This window comes from Actinomyces bowdenii, from assembly GCF_017592395.1.
Classification (GTDB): domain Bacteria; phylum Actinomycetota; class Actinomycetes; order Actinomycetales; family Actinomycetaceae; genus Actinomyces; species Actinomyces bowdenii.
In genome coordinates this window covers 1-24,193 of sequence record NZ_JAGFOU010000006.1, presented here as the reverse complement: position 1 = coordinate 24,193, position 24,193 = coordinate 1, and the positions used below count along the sequence as shown (strand labels likewise).

The 24,193-nt window shown below is 72.4% G+C and carries 19 protein-coding genes, 1 tRNA gene and 1 other RNA gene; 7 read left to right on the top strand and 14 right to left on the bottom strand.

Going from position 1 to position 24,193, the window contains the following annotated elements; translation table 11 throughout:
- Positions 1–46: 46 nt before the first annotated feature.
- Positions 47–138: transfer RNA gene (locus J5X07_RS03860), tRNA-Ile, on the bottom strand.
- A 212-nt stretch (positions 139–350) separates the two neighbouring features.
- Between J5X07_RS03860 and J5X07_RS03855 the strand changes: the two genes are divergently transcribed.
- Entirely contained in the window at positions 351–1,130 is a 780-nt protein-coding gene (locus J5X07_RS03855) for a class I SAM-dependent methyltransferase (protein WP_124934557.1), read from the top strand.
- Between the two features lie 80 nt (positions 1,131–1,210).
- Here J5X07_RS03855 and J5X07_RS13225 read toward each other — a convergent pair whose 3' ends face one another.
- A complete protein-coding gene (locus J5X07_RS13225; protein ID WP_279596042.1) occupies positions 1,211–3,229 on the bottom strand; it encodes a glycosyltransferase family 2 protein in 2,019 nt (672 codons plus the stop codon).
- Between the two features lie 438 nt (positions 3,230–3,667).
- Here J5X07_RS13225 and J5X07_RS03845 point away from each other — a divergent pair, with 438 nt between their 5' ends.
- Complete coding sequence (locus tag J5X07_RS03845) at positions 3,668–4,612, top strand: Nif3-like dinuclear metal center hexameric protein (protein ID WP_208478738.1); 945 nt, start codon at positions 3,668–3,670, stop codon at positions 4,610–4,612.
- A gap of 60 nt (positions 4,613–4,672) precedes the next feature.
- Entirely contained in the window at positions 4,673–5,407 is a 735-nt protein-coding gene (locus J5X07_RS03840; protein WP_208478737.1) for a zinc ribbon domain-containing protein, read from the top strand.
- Positions 5,408–5,472: 65 nt separating this feature from the next.
- Here the strand turns inward: J5X07_RS03840 and J5X07_RS03835 are convergent, their stop codons facing one another.
- Complete coding sequence (locus J5X07_RS03835) at positions 5,473–6,279, bottom strand: YaaA family protein (RefSeq protein ID WP_185732101.1); 807 nt, start codon at positions 6,277–6,279, stop codon at positions 5,473–5,475.
- A 53-nt stretch (positions 6,280–6,332) separates the two neighbouring features.
- On the opposite strand from J5X07_RS03835, the gene rnpB reads away from it, so the two are divergent.
- An RNA gene (gene rnpB / locus J5X07_RS03830) (RNase P RNA component class A) lies at positions 6,333–6,723 on the top strand.
- Between the two features lie 307 nt (positions 6,724–7,030).
- Here the strand turns inward: rnpB and J5X07_RS03825 are convergent.
- The 3 genes from J5X07_RS03825 to panB all read right to left on the bottom strand — a co-directional run bounded on the left by J5X07_RS03825 (position 7,031) and on the right by panB (position 10,292).
- Entirely contained in the window at positions 7,031–8,068 is a 1,038-nt protein-coding gene (locus J5X07_RS03825; protein ID WP_341769397.1) for a hypothetical protein, read from the bottom strand.
- A 362-nt stretch (positions 8,069–8,430) separates the two neighbouring features.
- The gene (map, locus tag J5X07_RS03820; RefSeq protein WP_208478735.1) at positions 8,431–9,333 is read right to left on the bottom strand and encodes a type I methionyl aminopeptidase; all 903 of its coding nucleotides are present in this window, start codon (positions 9,331–9,333) and stop codon (positions 8,431–8,433) included.
- Between the two features lie 68 nt (positions 9,334–9,401).
- Positions 9,402–10,292 carry a 3-methyl-2-oxobutanoate hydroxymethyltransferase gene (panB, locus tag J5X07_RS03815; protein ID WP_208478734.1) on the bottom strand — a complete coding sequence of 297 codons (891 nt, stop codon included), beginning with the start codon at positions 10,290–10,292 and terminating at the stop codon, positions 9,402–9,404.
- A gap of 381 nt (positions 10,293–10,673) precedes the next feature.
- Here panB and J5X07_RS03810 point away from each other — a divergent pair, with 381 nt between their 5' ends.
- Genes J5X07_RS03810 through J5X07_RS03800 form a run of 3 tightly spaced genes read left to right on the top strand, consistent with a single transcriptional unit; the run spans position 10,674 to position 16,381 of the window.
- Positions 10,674–12,014, top strand: coding sequence for a glutamine synthetase family protein (locus tag J5X07_RS03810; protein ID WP_124934564.1), 1,341 nt, complete (start codon positions 10,674–10,676; stop codon positions 12,012–12,014).
- A gap of 22 nt (positions 12,015–12,036) precedes the next feature.
- Positions 12,037–15,696 carry a bifunctional [glutamine synthetase] adenylyltransferase/[glutamine synthetase]-adenylyl-L-tyrosine phosphorylase gene (locus J5X07_RS03805; protein ID WP_208478733.1) on the top strand — a complete coding sequence of 1,220 codons (3,660 nt, stop codon included), beginning with the start codon at positions 12,037–12,039 and terminating at the stop codon, positions 15,694–15,696.
- A 46-nt stretch (positions 15,697–15,742) separates the two neighbouring features.
- On the top strand, positions 15,743–16,381 hold the full coding sequence (locus J5X07_RS03800; RefSeq protein ID WP_208478732.1) for a histidine phosphatase family protein: 639 nt from the start codon (positions 15,743–15,745) through the stop codon (positions 16,379–16,381).
- 153 nt (positions 16,382–16,534) lie between these two features.
- On the opposite strand, the gene J5X07_RS03795 is transcribed toward J5X07_RS03800, so the two are convergent.
- The 8 genes from J5X07_RS03795 to J5X07_RS03760 form a co-directional block, all read right to left on the bottom strand.
- Positions 16,535–17,386 (bottom strand): amino acid ABC transporter ATP-binding protein, encoded by an 852-nt coding sequence (locus J5X07_RS03795; RefSeq protein WP_208478731.1) that lies wholly within the window; start codon positions 17,384–17,386, stop codon positions 16,535–16,537.
- Positions 17,383–18,390: an amino acid ABC transporter permease gene (locus J5X07_RS03790; RefSeq protein ID WP_208478730.1), complete on the bottom strand. Its 1,008-nt coding sequence runs from the start codon at positions 18,388–18,390 to the stop codon at positions 17,383–17,385. Before J5X07_RS03790 ends, J5X07_RS03795 begins: the two co-directional genes overlap by 4 nt.
- Positions 18,391–18,393: 3 nt before the next feature.
- Positions 18,394–19,314: an ABC transporter substrate-binding protein gene (locus J5X07_RS03785; protein ID WP_124934569.1), complete on the bottom strand. Its 921-nt coding sequence runs from the start codon at positions 19,312–19,314 to the stop codon at positions 18,394–18,396.
- Positions 19,315–19,546: 232 nt separating this feature from the next.
- The gene (gene glnA, locus J5X07_RS03780; RefSeq protein WP_124934570.1) at positions 19,547–20,971 is read right to left on the bottom strand and encodes a type I glutamate--ammonia ligase; all 1,425 of its coding nucleotides are present in this window, start codon (positions 20,969–20,971) and stop codon (positions 19,547–19,549) included.
- A 202-nt stretch (positions 20,972–21,173) separates the two neighbouring features.
- Positions 21,174–21,899 (bottom strand): DUF4191 family protein, encoded by a 726-nt coding sequence (locus J5X07_RS03775; RefSeq protein WP_124934571.1) that lies wholly within the window; start codon positions 21,897–21,899, stop codon positions 21,174–21,176.
- Between the two features lie 52 nt (positions 21,900–21,951).
- On the bottom strand, positions 21,952–22,941 hold the full coding sequence (locus J5X07_RS03770; protein WP_243896444.1) for a lipoyl synthase: 990 nt from the start codon (positions 22,939–22,941) through the stop codon (positions 21,952–21,954).
- 370 nt (positions 22,942–23,311) lie between these two features.
- Positions 23,312–24,052 carry a lipoyl(octanoyl) transferase LipB gene (lipB, locus tag J5X07_RS03765; protein ID WP_124934572.1) on the bottom strand — a complete coding sequence of 247 codons (741 nt, stop codon included), beginning with the start codon at positions 24,050–24,052 and terminating at the stop codon, positions 23,312–23,314.
- 9 nt (positions 24,053–24,061) lie between these two features.
- Positions 24,062–24,193: integrase core domain-containing protein (locus J5X07_RS03760; protein WP_208478801.1), on the bottom strand; the 132-nt coding region annotated here is incomplete at its 5' end.

Below are 24,193 nucleotides of genomic sequence, written 5' to 3'. Positions count from 1 at the left end.
CGCGGCGGGATGCCGCAGCGCCCTGCAGCACCCCACCGATAAGGAGTACCCCCACTGGGATTCGAACCCAGGACCTTGTGCTTATCAGGCACGAAACGAGGTATAAGCTCGCTGCTCTAACCGCTGAGCTATGGGGGCAGTGCCTGTGCTCTCGCGCCGGCGCGCGGGGCTCAGGACGCCGTCGGGGAGGACGACACACCGAAGGTTACCCCAGCGCGGCACCCCTTCCTGACCGTTCCCATGGGGAGTTCTGTACAGCCCAGGGCGCTGGTCGCGCAGTCCGATGGCGCCGGGCCGGCGGGCCCCGTGGGAGGATTCCTCCCACCGCATGGCACCGCACTGGGGGCGAGATGAACGAGCCGCACGACTTCTACACCGGCAACGCCGACATCTACGGCGCCCTCACGCGCCCCTTCACCCCGCCCATCAACGCCGCCCTGAGCCGGATCCTCGCCAGCGCGCAGGGAGGTGAGGAGCCCGCCCTCGACCTCGGTGCCGGTATCGGCACGGCACTGCCCGCCCTGGCCACCGGGCACCGCAGGCTGTATGCCGTCGAGCCCTCCGCCGCCATGCGCGCCGGCCTCATGGCCACCGTCGCCGCCAGCGAGGAGCTGGCCGAGCGCACCACCGTCCTGGCCGGCACCCTCGACCAGGTCGCCCACCTCCTGCCCCGCCGCCTGGGGGCCATCACGGCCCTGAACGTCATCGGGCACCTCGACGACGACGCCCTGGCCGGCTTCTGGGAGCTGGTGGGCTCCCGGCTGGTGCCCGGGGCGCCGGTGATCATCGCGCTCCAAGGCCCCCTCGACGGCGCCGCGCTGCCCTGGACCGATTTCGGCACCACCCGTATCGGCGACCTGGCCTACCGCACCGAGGGCAGGGCCGACGCCGCCCGGGACGGCGCCGTCTCCTGGACCATGCGGTGGACCATCAGCGCCTGCGCCCGCCCTGAGGACGGGGCCGGCACTGGGGCCGATGAAGCCGGCGAGGTCCTCGAGACCCGCGAGGCCACCACCTCCTGGAGGATCCGCACCCCGGAGGAGCTGGCGGCTCAGGCCGCCACCGCCGGCTGCCGACCCGGGCCCTCACGCCCCGATCTCCTGCTCTACTCCTACATCCGCAGCCACTGAGGGGCCATGTGAGGGGCCCGGTGACGATCCACCGGGGGCCACTGCGGGCCTCTTGAGTGCGGCTCGGGGGCGACTCCCGCTCAGGACCACGAGCCCACGGACAGGTGACCCGGGGGGTAGGGCCGCCTGCCCTGGGAGGATTTGTGCACGGAGGCGGGTGACTTCGCACCGCTGGCGGGTGCCGAGGGCGGTGAGGAGGCGGAGTTCGAGGCGCCTGCCAGCGGTGCCTTCGGCGGCAGCGGTGGCAGCGGGCTGTGCCGTGGCGGGCGCGCCACGTGGCCCGACAGCGGCGGGGGAGGCGGCGGTGGCGGTGCGGGCGCAGGCGGGGGCGGCGGGGGAGGAGGGCCCGCCGTCTCCGGGCTCGCCGCGATGACGGCGGTCCCGGCAGCCATGGGCGCCTCACTCGGGGGCGGGGGAGTCGCGGCCGCCGCCGCCCGCCCCGGCGGAGGCGGTGCGGCGATCTCGCCCGGCGCACTGAGAGCCCCGGCGTGGGCCAGCACCTGGTTGACCATCCCGCCGTCCTCGGAGACCTCCACCTGCTGGCGGGTGTTCCATCCCATCCTCGTGCTGGTGAGCATCCCCCACACGCGCAGGGGGCGCAGCAGCACGGTGGTCCACATGGTGGCCAGCGGGGAGAGCACCAGAGCGCTGTAGCGCTGCCGCTCGGAGGTGTCCGACCGCCACACGCCCGCATAGCGCATGTTCTGCACCAGGCCGATGATCGCCGGGATGATGACGACCTCCACGGGGATCCCGTGATCAGTCATCAGGGGGCGCCAGATCACCAGGTAGATGAAGGTGGCGCCCACCACCCACAGCTGGAGCCAGCCCAGCAGCTGGCGCCACCAGCCCCAGGAGATCACCGGCAGGAAGCGCAGCCGCCACAGCCCTCGGATGAAGGAGCCGCGGAACCACCGCATCTGCTGGCGCAGGTGGTGGCTGAAGCGCTCGGGCATCCAGGCGAAGGCGAAGGCCGTGGGCTGCTGGACCGTGCGGCCCCTCAGCGCCGCGAAGAGGGTGAGGAGGGAGTCGTCGGAGAACTCCACGTGCCGGCCCAGGAACTCCTCACTCATGTAGAGGTCGATGTGGTCGGCCAGCACGGATACCCGGTAGGCCGCCAGCCCTCCGGAGTTGACCAGCACCATCCCCAGCCGGGACATGGAGGAGCGGTCGGTGAGCTGCTGGGTGACGAAGATGATGTCGGTGACCCGTGCCAGCAGGTTCATCCGGTTGTTGGTGGCCAGGATGACGCCGGCCACCGACATCACCCGGGGGTCGCAGAAGGGCAGGGTGATCTCGCGCAGCGCCTCGGCGTCGAGCATCGAGTCGGAGTCCACCGTCACGAAGACCTCCGCCTCCCTGATCTGCTGGAAGGCCTGCGCCTGGGCGTGGCGCTTGCCGCGATTGGGGGTGCGCTGCCAGGTCGCGTAGACCCCGTGAGCGCGGGCCTCGCGCAGGAACCACTGGCGCTGCTCGAAGTAGGTGCCCTGGGTGGAGCCGTCGTCGACGACGTGGATCTCGGAGGGCACCAGGCTCTGGACCAGCAGCGCGGTGAGCATGCGCTGGACCACTGCGGGGTCCTCGTTGTACAGGGGCACGAGCACCGATACCCGCTGGGGCGTGGGCCCGGAGCCGATGAGGCGCTGCTCGGAGAAGGCCAGCAGCAGCTGGAGCGCCACGAAGAGGAAGACGATGTTGAAGGCCCAGATCAGCCAGGGGTCGAAGCTGCCGTGCCGGGTGACGATGATCCGCCAGAAGAACCACACCACCAGGTAGGCGCCCACCAGCACCAGTAGGGGCAGGTAGGGGGAGGAGTCCATGAGCGCCCGCGGCAGCCCCGTGCGATCGGCGAAGCCCTGGGCCTGTCGGGGGGAGTCCAGGCGGTAGCGGGCGGTCTGGGGCCGGTCGGACCCGCGCCCGCGCCAGTCCGGCTCCTCCGGCCGCTGCGCCGTCGGCGCGGCGGCCCGGCCCTCGCGCTCCTGCGGGCCCCGGCGCGAGCTCAGGGGCAGGCCTCGCTTGAAGAACAGCTTGACGCCGATGGCGGCCGTGAGGATGACGCCGCATATGAGCACGACGAACATTCCGAAGGACCAGGACATGGGGACCTCTTCTGGGACGGGACAGGTGCGGAGCGGGGACGTGCGGGGCGCGGCACGGCCTCTACCACGAGGCGGCCGGAGGGCCCTCGCACCGGGGGTCAGCCGGTCGGTGCCTCCCGGTCCCGACACGGGCCCGGGCGCACGGCCGCGCCCTCCCGGCGTCGCGTCTGCTCGTCACAGGTCACTGGATGCGCCACCCCACGAAAAATTGAACCGAAGGTAGGAAAAGATACTGGATTGTGATTCTCTGGCTTTACGCTGCCACGTTTGTAGCAACCGCGCAACATGCACTCGCCGGGATTGTGCGAGGGGCTCGTCCCATGTGCGCCACCTCGCCCCGAGATCCCAGGAGACTCTCTGCTGGCGCGCAGAGATCGTCCTGCCGGGTCTGATCCCCAGGGCCGCTTCAGACCCGCCCGTGTCCTCTAGCCTGGGTCCATGACGCAGCCGGCAGACCTGACGAGACCGACCACAGATGCTCCCGCCCCCGCCCCTGACGGCGCCCCGGGCGCACGGCCGGCCCCCGACCCGGGCGGCCGCGCTGACGGGGCCTGCCTGAGCGTGGCCGAGGTCGTGGACCTGGTGGAGCGGGTCGCGCCCCCCGCCCTGGCGGCCTCCTGGGACTCCAACCGGCTCATCTGCGGCGACCCGCAGGACCGGGTCTCCTCAGTGCTGCTGGCCGTCGACCCGGTCACCGCCGTCATTGACGAGGCCATCGAGCGCGGCGTGGAGATGATCATCACCCATCACCCCCTCTACCTGCGCGGCACCGAGGCCGTGGCCGCCACCGATCCCAAGGGCCGCCTCATCCACCGGCTCATCCGCTCGGGCATCGCCCTGCTCAACGCCCACACCAGCCTGGATGCCGCGCACGGGGGAGTGGCGGACGCCCTGGCCGCGGCCGTGGGGCTTGACGACGTCGTCCCGCTGGAGCCGGACCCCACCGACCCCGCCCAGGGGATCGGCCGGGTCGGGCGCCTGCCCCGGCCCGTCAGCCTGCGGGACTTCGCCGCCGCCGCGGCCCGGGCCCTCCCGGACTCCGCCCCCGGGCTGCTCCTGGGCGGCGACCCCGAGGCCGAGGTGCGGACCATCGCCGTGTCCGGGGGCGCCGGGGACTCCCTGCTGGCGCGCGCCCGCCAGGTGGGTGCCGATGTCCTCCTCACCGCCGACCTGCGCCACCACCCCGCCTCCGAGCACCTCGAGGGCGGACGGCCCTACCTGCTGTGCGGCACCCACTGGGCCACCGAATGGGTGGGGCTGCCACCACTGGCCCGGCGCCTGGAGGCCGAGGCGCTCGCCAAGGGAGCCGGCCTGAGCGCCGTCGTGTCCCGTACCGTCACCGACCCGTGGACCATGCGCCTGACCACGGCCGACGGCGCGTGAGAGGATCGGACCCGGCCCCGGTCCACCGCACCACACCACCTCCAGCATCGAAGGACACCCGTGATGAGCGCTCCCATCGCCCAGCAGCGCCTGCTGATCGAGCTGCAGGCCCTCGACTCCCGCCTGGCCCGGCTGCGCCACGAGCGCACCCACCTGCCGGTGCTGGCGCGCATCGAGGCCACCATCGAACGGCTCACCGCCAACAAGCGCCAGGCCGTCCTGGCTGATGCGGCCCTGGCCCAGGCCAAGGAGGCCTCCACCCGCCGCGAGGAGGAGGTCGACCAGGTCGTGCGCCGCTCCGAGGCGCTGCGCGAGCGGCTCCTGTCCGGCCGGGATGCGGCCCGGGACCTGAGCGCCATCCAGCACGAGATCGACCACCTGGGGGTGCGCCAGGGAGTCCTGGAGGAGGCGCAGATCGCCGCGATGGAGGAGCTGGAGCAGGCCCGGGCCGAGGTCGAGCGCCTCGCCCAGGAGGAGCAGCAGATCCGTGCCGCGGGCCGGGAGCTGACCGCCGAGCGCGACGCCGGCTTCGCGCGCCTCGATGAGGAGATCGCCTCAGTGGAGGACCAGCGCGCCGACCTGGCGGGCACCATCGATGCCGGACTGCTGGAGGACTACGACGCCGTGCGCGCCCGCACCGGCGGCCTGGGGGCGGTGGCCCTGCGCGGACGGCGCATCGAGGGCGGCTCGCTGGAGATCAGCCCGCAGGAGATGGCCCGGATCGCGGCCGCCCCGCCGGAGGCCGTCCTGCATGCCGAGGAGAACGACGTCATCATCGTGCGCATGGACATCTGAGCCCGGGCGCGGGCCAGGGACGGCCGGCGCCTGCCCGCACCCGACCACCATGCATGATGAGCCCGTCAGCGCAGGACGAGTCTCAGATCGCGCCTGCCGCGCCTGTCGGGCTCGCCCAGCTCCACGGCGTGGACGGCCTCCAGGCCCTGGGCGATGCCGGCGATCGACTCGGCGTCGGCCTCCTGGGCGAGGGTTGCGCCTGCTAGGGCGTCGATGATCGCCCCGACCAGCAGACCGCGCGTGTGCTTGGCGTGGTGGGAGACCGCCGTGCGCGCGCCATGGGGCGCCTCCTTGACCACCGCGACCCTGAGCAGGCCGCCGGCCGGCGGCGCCTGGGCGGAGGGCTGCCAGGCAGCGGCATAGGCCGAGGAGCGGCAGTCCACGACGACGCCGTCGGCCAGACCGTCGAGCACCGGCGCCAGCGGCCTCTTCCAGAAGGCCGACATCCGGCCCAGGCCGGGCAGGGCGAGGCCCATGGACAGGCGGTGATCGGGCAGGGCGTCGGTGGCGCGCACCGCGCCCCACAGCCCGGAGAGGATGACGACGCTGCTGCTCAGGATCCTGCGCCCCGGCTGGCCGCCGGCATGGCGGGACAGTGCGGCGGCCTCGTAGAGCACCCCGGTGAACAGCTCATGGGCCGGGGCGCAGGGGGCCGTGGCCAGGTGCAGGTTGAGGGCCGCATCAGCGGCGCTCCTGGGACCCAGGCCCAGAAGCGCCGCAGCATCGGGGGAGGCGCTGGCCCGGGAGAGGGCCTCCATGACCGTGAGCCTGGCGGCGCCCAGCTCGGCGCTGCCCAGGAGGCCGGCCAGGTCCAGGGGCGGGCCCGAGGAGGGCGGGGTCTTGCCCTCGGAGGGCGGGAGCAGGATGAGCACGGGCACATGCTAGATCAGCCCCTGCGGTCCTCGGGGTATGCTGTGCCCGCGGACGAGCCGACCGGGCGGCCGCGGTACCCGTGGCGCCTTCGGGCGCTCCCGGGGCTGAGGAACGTCCGGGCTCCACAGAGCAGGACGGTGGCTAACGGCCACCCGGGGTGACCCGCGGGACAGTGCCACAGAGAGCAGACCGCCGGCCCGATGGGGCCGGTAAGGGTGAAAGGGTGGGGTAAGAGCCCACCAGCGCGGCGGGTGACCGTCGCGGCTGGGTAAACCCCGTCCGGAGCAAGACCGCACAGCCGGCGATTGAGGGCTGCTCGCCCGAGCCGGCGGGTTGGTCGCGCGAGGCCATCGGCAACGGTGGTCCAAGATGAATGGTCGCCACCGCCCAGGGCCGGCAACGGCGGGCGGCAACAGAACCCGGCGTACAGGTCGGCTCGTCCGCCCACCTGCTCTCATTGCCCGCCTCATCAGGCGCATCGTTGGCGGGGGCACCCGCGCTCCTCCCGCTCAAGACGCAGTCCCACCCCTTCTAGGAGGGCTAATCCGCGTCCCCATGGCCCATGGTGCGGGCCCCTCGTGCCTGCCGGGAGCCCTTGGCCACGGGACGGCGCGCCCCCGACGGCAGGACGGTGCCCCTGCCCGATCCGGGCAGGGGCACCGTCTCAGTCCCTCTGGGGCCTTCGGCGAGCAGCGACCGCGCTTCAAGGATGCCGGAGCGCGTCGCGAGTGCCGAGGCGGGGCTCAGGGGTCACTTGGCGGCCATGTACAGCTCGTCGCCACCGAAGACGCTGATGGCCCACGCCCCGGTGTTGGCGTTCTCCTTGGGGATGGCGAAGGTGATATAGCCCTCGGCCGAGCCACCGTCGCGGGGCATGGCCTGCTGGGCGAACTCATCAGCCATGTCGTAGATCCGCGTGGCCTCGACGGTGTTGCCGTCCTTGGTGTAGTCCATCTTGAAGTCGAACTCGTTGAACTGGCCCGAGCCGTGGTAGGTCAGCTTGACCTTGGCGCGCACATAGACCGAGCCCTCCGGCGGTGCCTCGTAGCTGTACTTGTTCTGACCCTGCTCGACCTCCGCGGTGGCGTCCCACTTGACCTCGGTGATCTCCACATCCGCGGTGGCGCCCTTGTTGGACGAGTACTTGCCCGCGGTGAAGGTGAGGATGCTGCTGTCGGGGTCGGCCGGGTTGTTGGGGTCCGTGCCCGGCTGGTCCTTGTTGGCGGAGGAGTCAGAGTCATCTGAGCTGTCAGAGCTGTCGGAATCGCTCTTGTCGGACTTGTCCGAGGTGCCGCTGCCGGAGCCCTGGGAGGAGCTGGAGCCTCCACGGCTGTTGTTGTCCCCGCTCGAGCCCAGGCTGTTGACGATGACCATTCCCAGGACCAGGACGACGACGAGGGTGCCGGCGATGATGGCCCAGAACCACCACTGCTTGGTGATCGGCTTGGCAGCGGCCGCGGCGTAGCCGGGCTGGCCGCCGACATCCATGGGCTGCCAGCCGCCGGGGGCCCCCGGCGCGCTGGGGACTCCCTGGGGCGCGGCCTGGTTCTGGAAGGGCGTGGGGGACTGGGCGTAATCGCCACTGGGGGCGTAGGGGCTGGCCCCTCCCGCAGGCGCGGGGGAGGGGAAGTCGCCCGGGGGCACGGAGGCGGACTGACCAGTGGGGTCGGCGACCGGGGCGGTGGCCCCGGTGGAAACCGCCTGGGTCGGAGCCCACGCCGGGTCGGCGCCGGAGGCAGCCGCAGGCGCGGAGGAGGCCGAGCCGCCGGAGGAGGCGGAGTCATCCACCCAGAGCTGCCATCCTTCGGGCGCCGGCCCCCAGGCCGGGTCGGGCTGCCAGCCGGCGGGCGGCTGGAAACCCTCGGGCGGTGCCGGCCAGTTCGGCGGTGGGTTGAAGCGCAGTGCCATGTGAACCTCCGGGAAGGAAAAGATCGGGCGGGGCCACCGGGAACAGCGGCCTTCTCACGGACCGAATGTACACGGTCATCATGCAGGGTAGGTCAGAAGCCTGTCGCGAAGACGGTGGGGAGCGCTGCCCACCTGCTGCCCCAGCGCGAACCCGTGCGCCGGGCCGCGAGGGCCGGAGCGCGGGCCGGTGCCGCCGGCCCATGGGCGCGGGTGCGACCCCCGCACCCCCGCCTCCCACCTGCTCAGGGCAGGGTCAGGACCTCGGCGCCGTCCTCCGTGACCACCATGGTGTGCTCGAACTGGGCGGTGCGGGAGCGATCCTTGGTCACCACCGTCCAGCCGTCCTCCCACTGCTCCCAGTCGATGGCGCCCAGGGTCAGCATCGGCTCGATGGTGAAGACCATGCCCACCTCGATGACGTCGTTGTGCGCCGGCGCGGCGTCGTAGTGCGGGATGATGAGGCCGGAGTGAAATGCCTCACCCACGCCGTGCCCGGTGAAGTCCCGCACCACCCCGTAGTCGAAGCGCCTGGCGTAGGCCTCGATGACTCGGCCGATGACATTGACCTCCCTGCCGGGTCTGACCGCCTTGATCCCGCGCTCCATGGCGGTGCGGGTGCGCTCGATGAGCAGTGCGCTCTGCTCATCGACCTGGCCGACGGGGAAGGTGGCGTTGGTGTCCCCGTGCACGTCGCCGATGTAGGCGGTGACGTCGAGATTGATGAGGTCGCCCTCCTGGAGCACCGTGCTGTCGGGAATCCCATGGCAGATGACCTCGTTGATCGAGGTGCAGATGGATTTGGGGAAGCCCATGTAGCCCAGGCAGGAGGGGTAGGCGCCGTGGTCGCACAGGTACTCGTGGGCGATCCGGTCCAGCTCATCGGTGCTCACCCCCGGGGCGATGGCCTTGGCGGCCTCCTGCAGGGCGCGGGCCGCCAGGCGCCCGGCCACTCGGATGCGCTCGATGGTCTCCGCGCTCTTAATCTCCGGGGCGGTGACCCGCTCGGGCCCGTCGTGGAACAGGTACTCGGGGCGGGCGATGGCGCTGGGAACCTGGCGCTGGGGGCTGAGCCGGCCCGGCACGAGGGTGCCTCGCGGGGCGCGGTCGGCGAGCTGGTCCGGGGTCGCGGGGGCGGCGGAGTTCATGGACTCAGCATAGGAGGACAGGAGGGGCGGGGTGCGCGGGCAGGCTCGCCCTCCGCCGTCGCCCGCGATCAGGAGTCGAACCAGTGCTCCTGGCGGGGGAAGGCGCCGGAGCGGACCTCGGCTGCGTACTGCGAGGCGGCCCGTCCCAGCTCCTGGCCCAGCTCGGCGAAGCGCGCGGCGAAGCGCGGCGACCAGTCGGTCATGCCCGCCATGTCCGTCCACACCAGCACCTGGCCGTCCGTGCGCGCGCCCGCCCCGATGCCGATGGTGGGCACGCCCAGGGCCCGGGTGACGCGGGCGGCCAGCGGCTCGGGGACCATCTCCAGGACCATGCTCATGGCGCCGGCCTCCTCGATGGCCAGGGCGTCGGCCAGCAGCTCCTCACCTGCAGGCCCCCGGCCCTGGACGCGGAAGCCGCCCAGGGCGTGGATCGACTGGGGGGTGAAGCCCAGGTGCCCCATGACCGGGATGCCGGCCTGGGACAGCAGGCGGATCGTCTCGCAGCGCGCCCGCCCGCCCTCGAGCTTGACGGCGCTGGCGCCGGCCTTCATCAGGCGCACCGCACTGGCCAGGGCCTGCTGGGGGCCGGCCTCGTAGGAGCCGAAGGGCAGGTCGGCCACCACCAGGGCGCGCTTCGTGGCGCGGGCCACCGAGCGGGTGGCCACCACCATCTCGTCGAGCTCCACCGGCAGGGTCGAGTCGTGCCCGTGCATGACATTGCCGATGGAGTCGCCCACCAGGAGCATGTCGACGCCGGCGGCATCCAGGATCCGGGCGGTGACGGCGTCGTAGGCGGTGAGCATGACCAGCCTGGTGCCGGCGGCCTTGGCGTCCCTCAGGTGGTGGACGCGCACGGGCCGGCCCCCGCCGGCCCCCGACGGCGGTGCGGCGGGCCCCGCGGCGGCGGCCGCGGGGGAGGAGTCGGGGTGCTGCGCGTCGGAGGGTGCGGGAGTAGCCATGCCCCGAGGCTACTCGAGCGCCGGCCAGGCGAGGCTCGCAGTGGGCGCGGTGGCAGCTGTGGAGGTCCTTCCACCGCGTCCCGCACTGGTCGTTTCATACCTGTGTGGTTCGGGCTTCAGGTTGGACGTCGCTTCGCGACAGGCGCGATACTTCGCGACTTGGACGGTACTTGTAGGTGTCGCTCTTTCCGCGAAGTGACGCCTCTGTCGCGAAGTGACGCCCATTCGAACCGCGGCCCACCACCACCCGCCGCACGCCACCCCCCCACCACCCTCCCTGCTGACAACCTCCCGAGGAAGTGCGGCTAGGGTGGTGGGTGCACGGGGGCCACCACCGTCGGCCCGACCGCAGCCGTGCTCTCAACCCGCTCAGGAGGCACTGTGGACAAGCAGCAGGAGTACGTGCTCCGCGCGATCGAGGAGCGCGACATCAGCTTCGTGCGCCTGTGGTTCACCGATGTGTCCGGGCAGCTGAAATCGGTGGCCATCGCGCCGGCCGAGGTCGAGGGGGCCTTCGAGGAGGGCATCGGCTTCGACGGCTCGGCCATCGAGGGCCTGACCCGGGTCTTCGAGTCCGACATGCTCCTGGCCCCCGACCCCTCCACCTTCCAGATGCTTCCCTGGAGGGAGGGCGCCAATGGCGTGGCCCGCATGTTCTGCGATGTGCTCACCCCCGACGGCGAGCCCGCCCGCACCGATCCCCGCTCGGTGCTCGAGCGCCAGATCGCCCGGGTGGCCGAGGCCGGCTTCACCTGCTACATCCACCCCGAGATCGAGTTCTACCTGGTCAAGCGCGACGAGCAGGGCCGTATCCGCCCCACCGACTACGCCGGCTACTTCGACCACGTCCCGGGCGGGACCGCCCACGACTTCCGGCGCCGGGCCATCCTCATGCTCGAGCAGATGGGGATCTCGGTGGAGTTCTCCCACCACGAGGGCGGGCCGGGCCAGAACGAGATCGACCTGCGCTTCGCCGACGCCCTGTCCATGGCGGACAACATCATGACCTTCCGGGCCGTGGTCGAGGAGGTCGCCCTCCAGGAGGGCTGCGTGGCCACCTTCATGCCCAAGCCCTTCGCCGACGAGTTCGGCTCGGGCATGCACACCCACTTCTCCCTGTTCGAGGGCGACCGCAACGCCTTCTTCGACCCCGCGGGCCAGTACCAGCTCTCGGCCACGGGGCGGGCCTTCATCGCCGGCCTGCTCCACCACGCCTCGGAGATCACCGCGGTGACCAACCAGCACGTCAACTCCTACAAGCGCCTGTGGAGCGGCAAGCGCGGCGACGAGGCTCCCAGCTATGTGTGCTGGGGGCACAACAACCGCTCCGCCCTGGTGCGCGTGCCCATGCACAAGCCCGGCAAGGCCCAGTCGGTGCGGGTGGAGTACCGCGGCATCGACTCCTCGGCCAACCCCTACCTGGCCTACGCCGTCATCATCGCCGCCGGCCTCAAGGGCATCGAGGAGGGCTACGAGCTGCCCCCCGAGGCCGAGGACGACGTGTGGGCGCTGTCCGACCTCGAGCGCAAGGCCCTGGGGATCCGGGCCCTGCCGACCTCGCTCAAGAGCGCGGTCGCCGCCACGCAGGACTCCGACCTGGTGGCCGACACCTTCGGGGAGGACAGCTTCGAGTACTTCCTGCGCAACAAGCGCCGGGAGTACCGGGCCTACGACGCCCAGGTCACCCCCTTCGAGATCGAGCAGTTCTTCCCCCGCGCCTGAGCGGGCCGGACCGGGGCGGGCAGTGAGCGGGACGGCGGGGCGCGCGCAGGAGGGCCCCCTGGCATCGCGCCGCACCTCACCGCGGCGGCGCCTCATCAGGGCGGGATTCGCCGACGCCGCTCGGGCGGCCGTGCTCCTGGAGGACCCCGCCCTGGCCGCCTGCCTGTCCGACGCCGCCGAGCCGGAGGGGACCGGCCTCGCCCTGGTCCCCGAGCTGGCCCAGTGCGCCGACCCCGACCTGGCCCTGCTGACCCTGGTGCGCCTGGCCCAGGCCTGCGCCCCCGGGCCCCGGGCCGCCGGGGCCGCCCCGCAGCAGCCCGTGCCGCTGCTGCGCCGGATCCTCACCGCCGGGGAGCAGGACCCGCCGGCGCTCATCGAGCACCGGCGTCGGCTGCTGCGCGTGGTGGGCTACTCCCAGGCCCTGGGGGACTTCCTGGTGGCCCACCCCGAGCGGATCAGCGCCCTGGGCCCGGCCCGCGCCTGGGAGGCACCGGGCGCCCCCGCCGTCGAGGACTACCTGCGCGGCGCCGTCGTGCAGGCCCTGGAGGCCGGCGGGCCGGGCCCGCGCGAGGAGGCGGTCTGCCGGGAGCGGGCCGGTGCGAGGGGCCCGGCCCCGGACGGCGATGACCCGGTGGCCCGGGCCACCGCCGCCCTGCGCTGCGCCTACAAGGACAGGCTCCTGGCCATCGCCGCCGACGACCTGGTGGGCGAGGCCCCCCTGGACCATGTGCCGGTGGTCGGCGAGCGCATGAGCCGCCTGGTCGACGCCGCCCTGGACGGCGCCCTGCTCATCGCCCGCGCCGCTGTCGGGCCTCCCGCCCAGGACGTGGCCCTCGCCATCATCGCCATGGGCAAGACGGGGGCCCAGGAGCTCAACTACATCTCCGATGTCGATGTGGTCTACGTCGTCGGGCCCGCCCAGGGGTGCGGGATCACCGAGGCCCGGCTGGTGGAGACCGGCACCCAGATCGCCACCGAGCTGGCCCGCGCCACCTCGGCCACCGGCCCCGAGCCCGCCCTGTGGCCCCTGGACACCGCCCTGCGGCCCGAGGGCAAGGACGGCGCCCTGGTGCGCACCCTGGACTCCCACCTGGCCTACTACCAGCGCTGGGCCGCCTCCTGGGAGTTCCAGGCCCTGCTCAAGGCCCGCGCCTGCGCGGGGGACGCGGCGCTGGGGGCCGCCTACGAGCAGGCCATCGCCCCCCTGGTGTGGCAGGCCTCCAGCCGGGAGAACTTCGTGGAGGACGCCCGGGCGATGCGCCGGCGCGTGGAGCGGGAGTCCGGTCCCCGCTCCGGCCCCGACCTGCGCATCAAGCTGGGCCCTGGGGGCCTGCGCGACGTGGAGTTCACCGTCCAGCTCCTCCAGCTGGTCCACGGGCGGGCCGATGCCTCCCTGCGGGTGCGCCAGACCCTGGCGGGCCTGGAGGCGCTGTCGGCCGGCGGGTATGTCAGCCGCCAGGACGCGGCGGCCATGGCCGACTGCTACAAGGGCCTGCGCCTGCTGGAGCACCGCGCCCAGCTCCATCGCCTGCGCCGCACCCACAGCATGCCCGCCAAGGAGGAGGATCTGCGGCGCCTGGGGCGCAGCGTGCACCGCAGCCTGGCCGACGGCCCCTCCCTGCGGACGACCTTCCGCGAGCTGCGCCGCCGGGTGCGGGCCCTGCACGAGGACATCTACTACCGGCCCCTGCTGGGGGCAGCGGCGCGCCTGAGCGCCGATGAGATGGCCCTGAGCCCCCAGGCCGCCCGGGAGCGCCTGGAGGCGGTGGGCTATATCGACGCCGAGGGCGCACTGCGCCACATCCAGGCCCTCACCGAGGGGGTGAGCCGGCGGGCCGCCATCCAGCGCCAGCTCCTGCCGGTGATCATCGGGTGGATCGGGCAGGGCGCCGACCCCGACGCCGGGCTGCTGTCCTTCAGGAAGGTCTCCGAGGCCATCGGCGGATCCCACTGGTACCTGGCGATGCTGCGCGACTCCCCGGTGGCCGCCCAGCGCCTGTGCCAGGTGCTGTCCGGGTCCCACTGGGCCGCCGAGAGGCTCGTGGAGTTCCCCGAGTCCATCGCCTGGCTCGACGGCGACGCCGAGCTGGCCGCCCGCCCGCCCGCCGCCCTGGCCGAGGAGATCGCCGCGGTGCTGCGCCGCCGGCCCCTGAGCGGGCCCGATGAGGCCTCACTGGAGGCCCAGGCGCTGGAGGCGGTCCAGGCCGTGGTGCGCGTGCGCGCCCGCGAGGAGGTGCGGGCCGCCCTGGCCGACTGCCTCGACGGCATCGACCCCCAGCGCACCGCCACCGTCCTGAGCAACGCCACCGACGCCGTCCTGTCCGGGGCTATGAGCGTGGCCACGGCCCTGGTCATCGCCCAGCGCGAGGGCGCCGCCGCCCTGGCCCAGGGGCCCGGCCCCCACGGGCGCTGGCCGGGGGCACTGGCCGACCACGCCGTCATCGCCATGGGGCGCCTGGGCGGGAGGGAGGTGGGCTACGCCTCCGACGCCGATGTGCTCTTCGTCCACCGGGCCCGGGCCGGGGCCGATGAGGATGCTGCCGCCAGGGAGGCCGACGCCGTGGCCAGGACCATGGTGCGCCTGCTCGCCGCCGCCCGCCCCCACGCACTGGAGGTGGACGCCGACCTGCGCCCGGAGGGCCGCCAGGGGGCGATGAGCCGGTCCTTGAGCGCCTACGCGGACTACTACGGGCGCTGGGCGCAGGTCTGGGAGCGCCAGGCGCTGCTGCGGGCCCGGGCCTGCGCCGGGGACGCGGCGCTGGGGCGGGCCTTCGAGAAGCTCATCGGCCCCCTGCGCTGGGCCCCTGGGGGCCTGAGCGCCGAGGAGCTGCGGGAGATCCGCAGGATCAAGGCCAGGGTGGAGGCCGAGCGCCTGCCCCGCGGCGTGGCCCCCGCCCGTCACCTCAAGCTCGGCCCGGGCGGGCTGAGCGACGTGGAGTGGAGCGCCCAGATCCTCCAGCTGGGCAGCGCCGGGAGGGTCGAGGGGCTGCGCACCACCTCGACCCTGGAGGCCCTCCAGGCGGCCGCGGCCGGCGGGCTCCTGGGCGCCGATGAGGCCGGCCGCCTGGCCGCCGCGTGGATCCTGGCCTCCAGGCTGCGCTCGGCCATCGTCCTGGGCACGGGGCGCGCCTCAGGGCCCCGCTCCCAGGCCCTCCCGGACGCCATCAGGGACATCCGCCTGGTGGGGCGGCTCATCGGCCTGGAGTCGGGGGCCGAGCGGCAGATCGAGGACCTCTACCGGCGCAGCGCCCGCCATGCGCGGGCGGTGGCCGAGACCATCATCTTCGGGGGGCACGAGCCCACTGGCCGCCCTGGCGGCGCCGACGGTCCGAACCGGGCCGGGGTCCCGGGCGCCGCGATCCCCCGTGCCGGCCTGGATCGGGCCGGGAAGCAGCACCAGGGGCCCCAGGGCGACAGGCCGCGGGAGGGCCAGCGGCGCGGCCGATGGGGGCCTGCACCGGCAGGGCGGGAGGCCGGGCGCGCGGCGGGGCCGGCGTCCTCGGGCCGGGAGGATGGGCGCGCGGCGGGGCCGGCGTCCTCCACGGCTCCGGGCTCGACCTCGCGGCCGCAGGCGCCGGGGCGCAGCCCGTCGGGCGGGGCCCCGGCGTCCCCGACGGCTTCGAGGCGCGGGCCCGCGGCGCGACGCCGCCCCCACCGTGAGGGCCCTTACCCCTGGAGCTGAGGGATCAGGGACGGGCGCGGGGCGCTGACCTGGCAGAATCGGGGGCGTGAAGCTCATCCTGGTCCGTCACGGCCGCACCATCGCCAATGTCATGAGGGCCCTGGACACGGCCTTCCCCGGGAACCCCCTCGATGAGGTGGGGCTGGCTCAGGCCGAGGAGCTGCCCGGGCGCCTGGCCCGTGCCGGGCATCTGGAGGGCATCTCCTCCCTGTGGGTATCCCCGATCCTTCGGGCCCGCCAGACCATCGCCCCCATCGAGGCCGCCACCGGCCTGAGCGCGCGCATCGAGTCGGGCCTGCGCGAGGTGCTCGCCGGTGACCTGGAGATGAGCACGGCGGCGGGGTCCATGCGCTGCTATGTGGACACCACCCGCTCCTGGATGGTCGGGCGCCTGGCCGCCCGCATCCCCGGCTCGCTGGAGGACGGCGAGAGCACCTTCGCGCGCTTCGACGAGGTCGTGTCGCGCATCGCCCAGGCCACCCCCGAGGGCGGCTCGGCCCTCCTGGTGGCCCACGGGACGGTGCTGCGCCTGTGGACCGCCCTGGCCGCCGCCGAGGCCGCCGGGGCCGACCCCGCCTGGATCGCCGACCACCCCATGGGGAACACCGGCATCACGCTCATCGAGGGCGCCCAGGACGGCTGGCGCCTCGTGGACTGGAACGAGGGCGCCTGGCGGGCGCCGTGACGGCCTGATCGGGGCTCCACCCGCGGATTGGCCCTTCAAGACGCGGATTGGCCCTTCAGGACGCGGATTGGCCCTTCAAGACGCGGATTGGCCTCCTCTATCAGGGTGAATCCGCGTCTTGAGGGGCAGAAGTGCGGAAGGCCGCCCCTGGATCTACAGGACGGAGGACAGGAAGGCCCTCGTGCGCTCGGCCCGGGGGCTGTCCAGGACCTGGGAGGGCAGGCCGGACTCGCAGATGACGCCGCCGTCCATGAAGATGAGCTGGTCGCCGACCTCCCGGGCGAAGCCCATCTCGTGGGTGACCACCACCATCGTCATGCCGGAGGCCGCCAGGTCCTTCATCACCTGGAGCACCTCGCCCACCAGCTCGGGGTCGAGGGCCGAGGTCGGCTCATCGAAGAGCATGAGCTCGGGATCCATGGCCAGGGCCCGGGCGATGGCCACGCGCTGCTGCTGGCCGCCCGAGAGCTGGGAGGGGTAGTGGTCCACCCGGTCCGCCAGGCCCACGCGGTCCAGCAGCTGGAGGGCCCGCTCGCGAGCCTCGGCCTTGGCCATCCTCCTGACCTGGACGGGCGCCTCCATGACATTGCCCAGGGCCGTCATGTGGGGGAAGAGGTTGAAGCGCTGGAAGACCATGCCGATCTTGGCCCGCTGGGCGGCACTGGCCTTGTCGGACAGGGCGTGCAGGCGGGTGCGGCCGTTCTTGACCACCTCGCGCATGCCGATGAGCTCGCCGTCGACCCGCACGCGCCCGGCGTCGATGGTCTCCAGCTCATTGATGCACCGCAGCAGGGTGGACTTGCCCGAGCCCGAGGGGCCCACGAGCACCGTCACCGAGCCGGGCTCCACGGTCATGTCCACGCCCCGCAGGACGTGCAGCTCACCGAAGAACTTATGCAGTCCGGTGATCTCGACCTTGGGCACCCGCGGGGGCGCGGCCTGGGGCTGGGCCGGCTCCGGCCGCGCGGAGGAGGGCCGGTCTGCGGGGCTGGTGGTCGGGCTCATGGCGTGTACTCCAGGAAGGGGTCGTCCTTGGTGGTGTGGGCATCCAGGATCGCCTGCTGGCGGGCGGACAGGGATCGCCTCGCACCACGGCGCGGGTCGCGCCCAGACTCGAATCCCCGGCCGTAGTAGCGCTCGATGTAGTGCTGGCACACCATGAGGATCGAGGTGATGATGATGTACCAGATCGCCGCCACCAGGAGCAGCGGGATGGTCTGGTAGGTCCACGAGGCGTAGGCGTTGGTCACGAAGGTCAGGTCCAGGGTGAAGGGCACCGCCAGCACCAGGGAGGTGGTCTTGAGCATGGAGATCGTCTCATTGCCCGTGGGCGGCACGATGACGCGCATCGCCTGGGGGAGGATGATGCGCCGCAGGATCTGGCCCTTGCCCATGCCCAGGGCGCGGGCCGCCTCGGACTGGCCCCGGTCCACGGAGTTCAGTCCCGAGCGGACGATCTCGGAGAGGTAGGCGCCCTCATTGATGCCCAGTCCCAGGACCGCGGCCACGAAGGGCGTGAAGACCGTGGTGGTCTTGAAGGTCAGCAGCTCGGGGCCGAAGGGCACCCCCAGGCTCAGGTGCTGGTAGAGCGCGGACAGGGCGCCCCAGAAGACCAGCTGGGTGTAGATCGGGGTGCCGCGGAAGAACCAGAGGTAGGCCAGGGAGACCACCCGCAGGACGGGATTGGAGGATTGGCGCATGATCGCCGTCGTCACCGCCAGGACGATGCCGATGCCCATGGCCATGAAGGTCAGCAGCAGGGTCCATCCCACCGCCGCGATGACCCGGACCTCCCGGAAGAAGAACCAGACGGTGTCCCAGTGGAACTTCTCATTGGTGATGAGGGCGTTGAGGAGCATGGCTCCCAGCACCGCGACGATGGCGGCGCTGATCCACGTCCCCGGGCGGGGCACGGGCTTGGGGTTGTTGAGCGCGATGGTGCTCCTGGAGTCCTCGGCGGCGGGCGCGGGGCGGGTGCCCGCGCCGGTGGTGCCCGATGCTGCGCCCATGCCTCAGCCCTCCACTGCCGGGTTGAGCTCACTGGTGGTCAGGGCGGCGTCCTCCACGCCCCAGGCCTGGAGGATCTCCTGCCAGATGCCCTGGTCCATGAGGTACTGGACGGCCGCCTGGATCGCTGCGGTCAGCTCCTTGTCCTGCTTGGAGGTGACGATGCCCTGCGGCAGGGCGTCCTCGACCTGCCCGATGGTCTCCACCGCGCCCTCGGTGCGCTCGACGGCGTAGCCGGCCACTGTGGAGTCGGAGTAGGTGGCGTCGATGGTGCCTCCGGCCAGCGCGCTGGTGGCCGCGTCCTGGTCGTCGTAGGAGCGCACCTCCATCGCTGGCCTGCCCGCCGGGGCGCAGTCCTGGGCGGAGGCCTGCATGGTCTCCTCCTGGGCGGTGCCCACCTGGACGCCCACGGTGCGCCCGCACAGGTCCAGGTGGCTGGAGGCCGTGATGCCCTCGGGGTTGCCCGCGGCCACGTTGAAGCGCGAGCCGACGTTGATGTAGGAGGTCATGTCCACCTCGGCGGTCCGCTCGGAGGTGATGGTGAAGGAGGAGATGCCGGCGTCGTAGTTCGAGCCGATGGCCGCGATGATCGAGTCGAACTCCGCGGTGTGGGTGCGCGAGTCCACGCCCAGGACGGCGGCGATGGCCCTGGTCAGGTCGACGTCGTAGCCGATGGGCTGGCCCTCGGTGTTGAGGAACTCCGCCGGGGCGTAGTTGGTGGCGGCCCCCACGTCGAGCACGCCGTCCTCCAGGGCCTGCGCGGGCAGGAGGGCGGCGATCTCGGGCTGGACCTCGATGCCGGAGACGTCGTAGCCCTGGAAGGCGTCCCGATCACTGGTGCGCCAGTCGGCGGCGTGGGTGCATCCGCTGAGCGCCAGGCAGACCACTGCTGCCACGCCCAGTGCGGTGATGCGGTGGATCCTCATGCGGGACTCCTCTGTGGGGAACAGCAACGGCGGCAAATATGCATGGTGGGGCATAGATATGCAAATTCTGTGAAGTGCCGCACGTGATTCTCCGGGCCCTTCGCGGGCGCTCCGGGGCCCGTCCCAGCGCAGTGCGGGCCCCGGAGCCTCATCGGAGAGGCCCGGGGCCCGCATCGGCGCGCCTCTGGCCATCAGGGGCCATCAGGTCCGGCGCGCGAGGCCTCCGCCCGGCTCACAGGTCGTAGTAGAGCTCGAACTCGTAGGGGTGGGGGCGCAGCCGCAGGGGCTCGATCTCGTTGGCCCGCTTGTAGTCGATCCAGGTCTCGATGAGGTCGGGGGTGAAGACATCGCCCTCGGTGAGGAAGTCGTGGTCCGCCTCCAGGGCGTCCAGGGCCTGGTCCAGGGAGTAGGGGAGCTTGTCGATGTCGTGGTACTCCTCGGGGGCCAGCTCGTAGAGGTCCTTGTCAATGGGCTCGCGCGGCTCGATCCGGCCCCGGATGCCGTCGATGCCCGCCATGAGGACGGCGGCGAAGCACAGGTAGGGGTTGGAGGAGGGGTCCGGGACGCGGTACTCCACGCGCTTGGCCTTGGGGGAGGAGCCGGTGACCGGGATGCGGATGCAGGCCGAGCGGTTGCGGGCGGAGTAGACCAGGTTGACCGGGGCCTCGAAGCCGGGGACCAGCCGGTGGAAGGAGTTGACCGAGGGGTTGGTGAAGGCCAGCAGCGCGGGGGCGTGCGCCAGGATCCCCCCGATGTACCAGCGCGCCAGGTCCGAGAGCTGGCCGTAGCCGCGCTCGTCGAAGAACAGGGGCTTGCCGTCCTTCCACAGTGAGTGGTGGCAGTGCATGCCCGAGCCGTTGTCGCCGAGGATCGGCTTGGGCATGAAGGTGGCGGTCTTGTCGTTGTGCCAGGCCACGTTCTTGATGAGGTACTTGAACTTCATCATGTCATCGCCCGCGGCCAGCAGGGTGTTGAAGCGGTAGTTGATCTCCTGCTGGCCGGCGGTGCCCACCTCGTGGTGGGCGCGCTCGATGTCCAGGCCGGCCTCCATGCACACGCGCACCATCTCGTCGCGCAGGTCGGCCATCTGGTCACTGGGGGGCACGGGGAAGTAGCCGCCCTTGAAACGGGTCTTGTACCCCTTGTTGCCGCCCTCCTCGGAGCGCCCGGTGTTCCAGGCGGCCTCGCCGGAGTCGATGGCGTAGCGCGAGACGGCGGGGGTGGACTCGAACTCCACGGAGTCGAAGAGATAGAACTCGGCCTCGGCGCCGATGTAGCAGGTGTCCGCGATGCCCGTGGAGCGCAGGTAGTCCTCGGCCTTGGCCGCGATGGAGCGGGGGTCCCTGGAGTAGACCTCATCGGTGAAGGGGTCCACGATGGAGAAGTTGATGACCAGCGTCTTCTCACGGCGGAAGGGGTCGAGGAAGGCGGTGGTGACATCGGGGATGAGCTTCATGTCGGACTCGTGGATCGCCTGGAAGCCCCGGATGGACGAGCCGTCGAACATCAGCCCCTCGGTCAGCGCCCCATCCTTGAATGCGGCCACGGGGATGGTGAAGTGCTGCATGATGCCAGGCAGGTCGCAGAAGCGGACGTCGATGAGTGCGACACCCTCCTTCTCAATAAAATCCAGGGCCTCGGCTGCATCCTTGAACATGTTTCCTCCAGGAGGGGGCTCCGCACGGCGGCGGCTGACGTGAAAAAGGTTAGGAGCGGGCAGTGACGCGCGAGTGGCGGGCATGTTGCCCCGGTGTTTCGCCTGCATGCGCGGCCCGGGTGCGCCCCACCGCAGCGCGAGCCCTGCGCCGGCCCCGCCCTGGATGGCCGGAGACGGCGCCGCCGATGATGGGCGTCAGGCGTCAGCGGCCGCGCATGGCGCGGCGGTCGATGCGGGCCTTGGTGGGATCGATGCCCTTGTTGGCTTGGGGAATGCTCCGGTTGGACAGCGAGCTCAGGCGCTTGACGACCTGGGAGATCTCGGAGTCGGTCAGCCGCAGGGGCTTGGTGGGCAGCTTGCGCAGCGCGGAGCGCAGGTCCTTCAGCCGCACCTGGGTCGTGCCCGTGCCCACGTAGATGGTGTGGATCGGCACGGTGGACAGGATGCGGTGGACGGCGCGGTTCTCCTCCTTGGCGAGCTTCTGGGCCCGGTGGAGCGCGCCCTCGGCCACCAGGACGACGCCGGGGCGGCCCACCAGGCGCCAGACGACCTCCTGGGTCTTGGGATTGATGGCCACCGGGTCGGACTCCACGTACCAGCCGCGGCCCACCTGGTCCAGGACCGCCTTGGCGGCGCCCGGGTGCCCCTCGAGCTGGCTGTAGGCGGCCGGCCGCACCGTGAGGGACAGGATGGTCATGACCACCAGCAGGGCCACGAGCAGGCCCAGGCTGAGGCAGTACCACAGCGCCACCCCGGTGGCGTAGGACAGCCCGACGGCCAGCGCCAGGACCGCCAGGGCGCCGCCCAGCATCGCCCACCCCACCCACGGGTAGGTGCGCCGGGAGATCGTGTAGGAGTCCTTGACGTTCTGGACGTACTGCGCCAGGCGGCGCCTCTTGGCGGGCTTGGGGTCCTGGGTGGTGCTCACGGGTCTCACAATAGACGACTCGAGGGCGGGCGCGGGCGGGGGCCCTGCGGCCTCAGGAGGCTGCCAGGCGCTGGGCCACGAGGGCGGAGGCCTCCTGGCGGGCAGTGCTCGGCCTGGCCAGCTCGGCCAGGTGCTCGGGGATGGGCCAGCCCCGCTTGGTCATGGCCCGGCCCCACAGCATGCCCGCCCGGTAGGAGGAGCGGACCATGGGGCCGCTCATGACAGCGGCGAAGCCCATGTCCTGGGCCATCTCGCTGAGCTCGACGAACTCCTGGGGCTTGACCCATCGGTCGATGGGGTGGTGGAGCTTGGAGGGGCGCATGTACTGGGTGATGGTCAGGATGTCGCACCTGGCGGCGACCAGGGCGGCCATCGCCTCCTCGATCTCCGCGCGAGTCTCGCCCATGCCCAGGATGAGATTGGACTTGGTCACCAGGCCCGCCTCGGAGGCCGCGGTGATGACCTCGAGGCTGCCCTCGTAGGAGAAGGCCGGGCGGATGCGCTTGAAGATGCGCGGCACGGTCTCCAGGTTGTGGCCCAGGACCTCGGGACGGGAGGAGAAGACCTCCTCCAGCGCCGCCGGGTCCACCTTGAAATCGGGGATGAGCAGCTCCACACCGGTGCCGGGGGAGACCCGGTGGATCTGGCGGGCGGTCTCGGCGTAGAGCCAGGCCCCGCCGTCGGGCAGGTCATCGCGCGAGACGCCCGTGACAGTGGCGTAGCGCAGCTCCATCTCCTTGATGGAGGCCGCCACGCGGCTTGGCTCATCGACGTCGTACTCGGTGGGCCGGCCGGTGGCGATATCGCAGAAGTCGCAGCGGCGGGTGCACAGCTCCCCGCCGATGAGGAAGGTGGCCTCCCGGTCGTTCCAGCACTCGTAGATGTTGGGGCAGTTGGCCTCGGCGCACACCGTGTGCAGCTTCTTCTCCCGCACCAGGCCCCTGACCTCCTGGTAGGTCTCGGAGACCACGGCCCTGGTGCGCAGCCAGTCGGGCTTGGACTCGATGGGGGTCTGGGCGTTGCGGGCCTCGACGCGCAGCAGCCGGCGGCCCTCGGGGGCGACCTTCGCCGAGGCGCCGGAGGCCTTCCCGGCGCTCCCGTGCGAGGGGCCGCAACCGCATCCGGAGCCGCAGCCATGTGCCGTGGGCGCCACGGGCTCGACGGCGACCCCGGCGGCGGCCTGGGCCACGGCCCCCGCGGCGGGGATGGCGCTGCGGGGCCCGGGGCCCGGGTCGGCGCCGCTGACCTGCTGCGCCGCGCTCGCGGGTGTGGCTGTGATGGGCGTGGTGGCCACGGGGCATCCTCCTCGGATCGGTCGGCCCTGACCTGCTGCCTCATGGGGCCCCAGGGCGCGGGCACCAGTGTAGACCGCAACCCGGCCGGATTAGGACTTCAGGCCTATGGCGTCGGGCTCAGGGCCGCGCCTCCGCCATCAGCGGCGACAGATGGGCGCTCAGCGCCCGGACCAGGGCGTCGGCCGGCTCGGCTGTGGCCAGGGGCCGTCCCAGCTCCCGGCTCAACGAGGTCACCCCGGCATCCTCAATGCCGCAGGGGATGATCCGCTCCAGGGAGAAGGCCTCCAGATCCGGATCGACGTTCAGGCCGATGCCGTGCAGGGTCACGCCCCGCGAGACTCTCACCCCCAGGGCGCACACCTTGCGCTCCGCCCGGGCCGCCCGATCCCCGTCGCACCCGCCCCGGCCGGCCCCGGGCCCGCCGCTCTCCTCCGGGTCGGCCGAGGGCCCGGGCACCCAGACTCCCGAGCGGCCCTCCACCCGCATGGCCGGCAGCCCGTAGAGCCCGCACAGCTCCATGACCGCGGCCTCCAGCGCGCGCACGTAGGCGATGACATCCATCGGTGCCGCCAGGCGCACGATCGGGTAGACGGTCAACTGCCCGGGGCCGTGCCAGGTGGTCTTGCCGCCGCGGTCCACCTCGATGACCGGGACCGCCCCCGGCTCGACGACGTCGCCCGGGGGCCGCTCCCAGGAGCGGGTGCGCCGCCCCACCGTGTAGACCGGCTCGTGCTCCAGGAGCAGCAGCGTGCTGGGCGCCGCGCCCGCCACGACCTGCTCGTGGACGCGGCGCTGGAGCTCGCGGCCCTCCCGGTAGGGGATGAGCCTGGATCCCAGCTCGACATCCTCACGGCGCACAGGCCCAGCCTAGTTGTACTTCCCCGTGAGGTTGTGGACGCGGCTGGCGGGGGTTTGGCCGTCGAGGGCGGTGTGGGGGCGGTGGTGATTGTAGGAGTGCAGCCAGTCCTGGTAGGCGGTCTCGCGCTGGGTCTGGCTGGT

What these genes read in the sequence shown, in the direction of transcription:
- panB (WP_208478734.1), bottom strand. Translation starts at nt 10,292, where the DNA reads ATGGCTACTCCCGCACCCTCCGACGCGCAGCACCCCGACTCCTCCCCC.
- J5X07_RS03845 (WP_208478738.1), top strand. Translation starts at nt 3,668, where the DNA reads ATGACGCAGCCGGCAGACCTGACGAGACCGACCACAGATGCTCCCGCC.
- J5X07_RS03795 (WP_208478731.1), bottom strand. Translation starts at nt 17,386, where the DNA reads ATGAGCCCGACCACCAGCCCCGCAGACCGGCCCTCCTCCGCGCGGCCG.
- J5X07_RS03790 (WP_208478730.1), bottom strand. Translation starts at nt 18,390, where the DNA reads ATGGGCGCAGCATCGGGCACCACCGGCGCGGGCACCCGCCCCGCGCCC.
- J5X07_RS03855 (WP_124934557.1), top strand. Translation starts at nt 351, where the DNA reads ATGAACGAGCCGCACGACTTCTACACCGGCAACGCCGACATCTACGGC.
- J5X07_RS13225 (WP_279596042.1), bottom strand. Translation starts at nt 3,229, where the DNA reads ATGTCCTGGTCCTTCGGAATGTTCGTCGTGCTCATATGCGGCGTCATC.
- glnA (WP_124934570.1), bottom strand. Translation starts at nt 20,971, where the DNA reads ATGTTCAAGGATGCAGCCGAGGCCCTGGATTTTATTGAGAAGGAGGGT.
- map (WP_208478735.1), bottom strand. Translation starts at nt 9,333, where the DNA reads ATGAACTCCGCCGCCCCCGCGACCCCGGACCAGCTCGCCGACCGCGCC.
- J5X07_RS03785 (WP_124934569.1), bottom strand. Translation starts at nt 19,314, where the DNA reads ATGAGGATCCACCGCATCACCGCACTGGGCGTGGCAGCAGTGGTCTGC.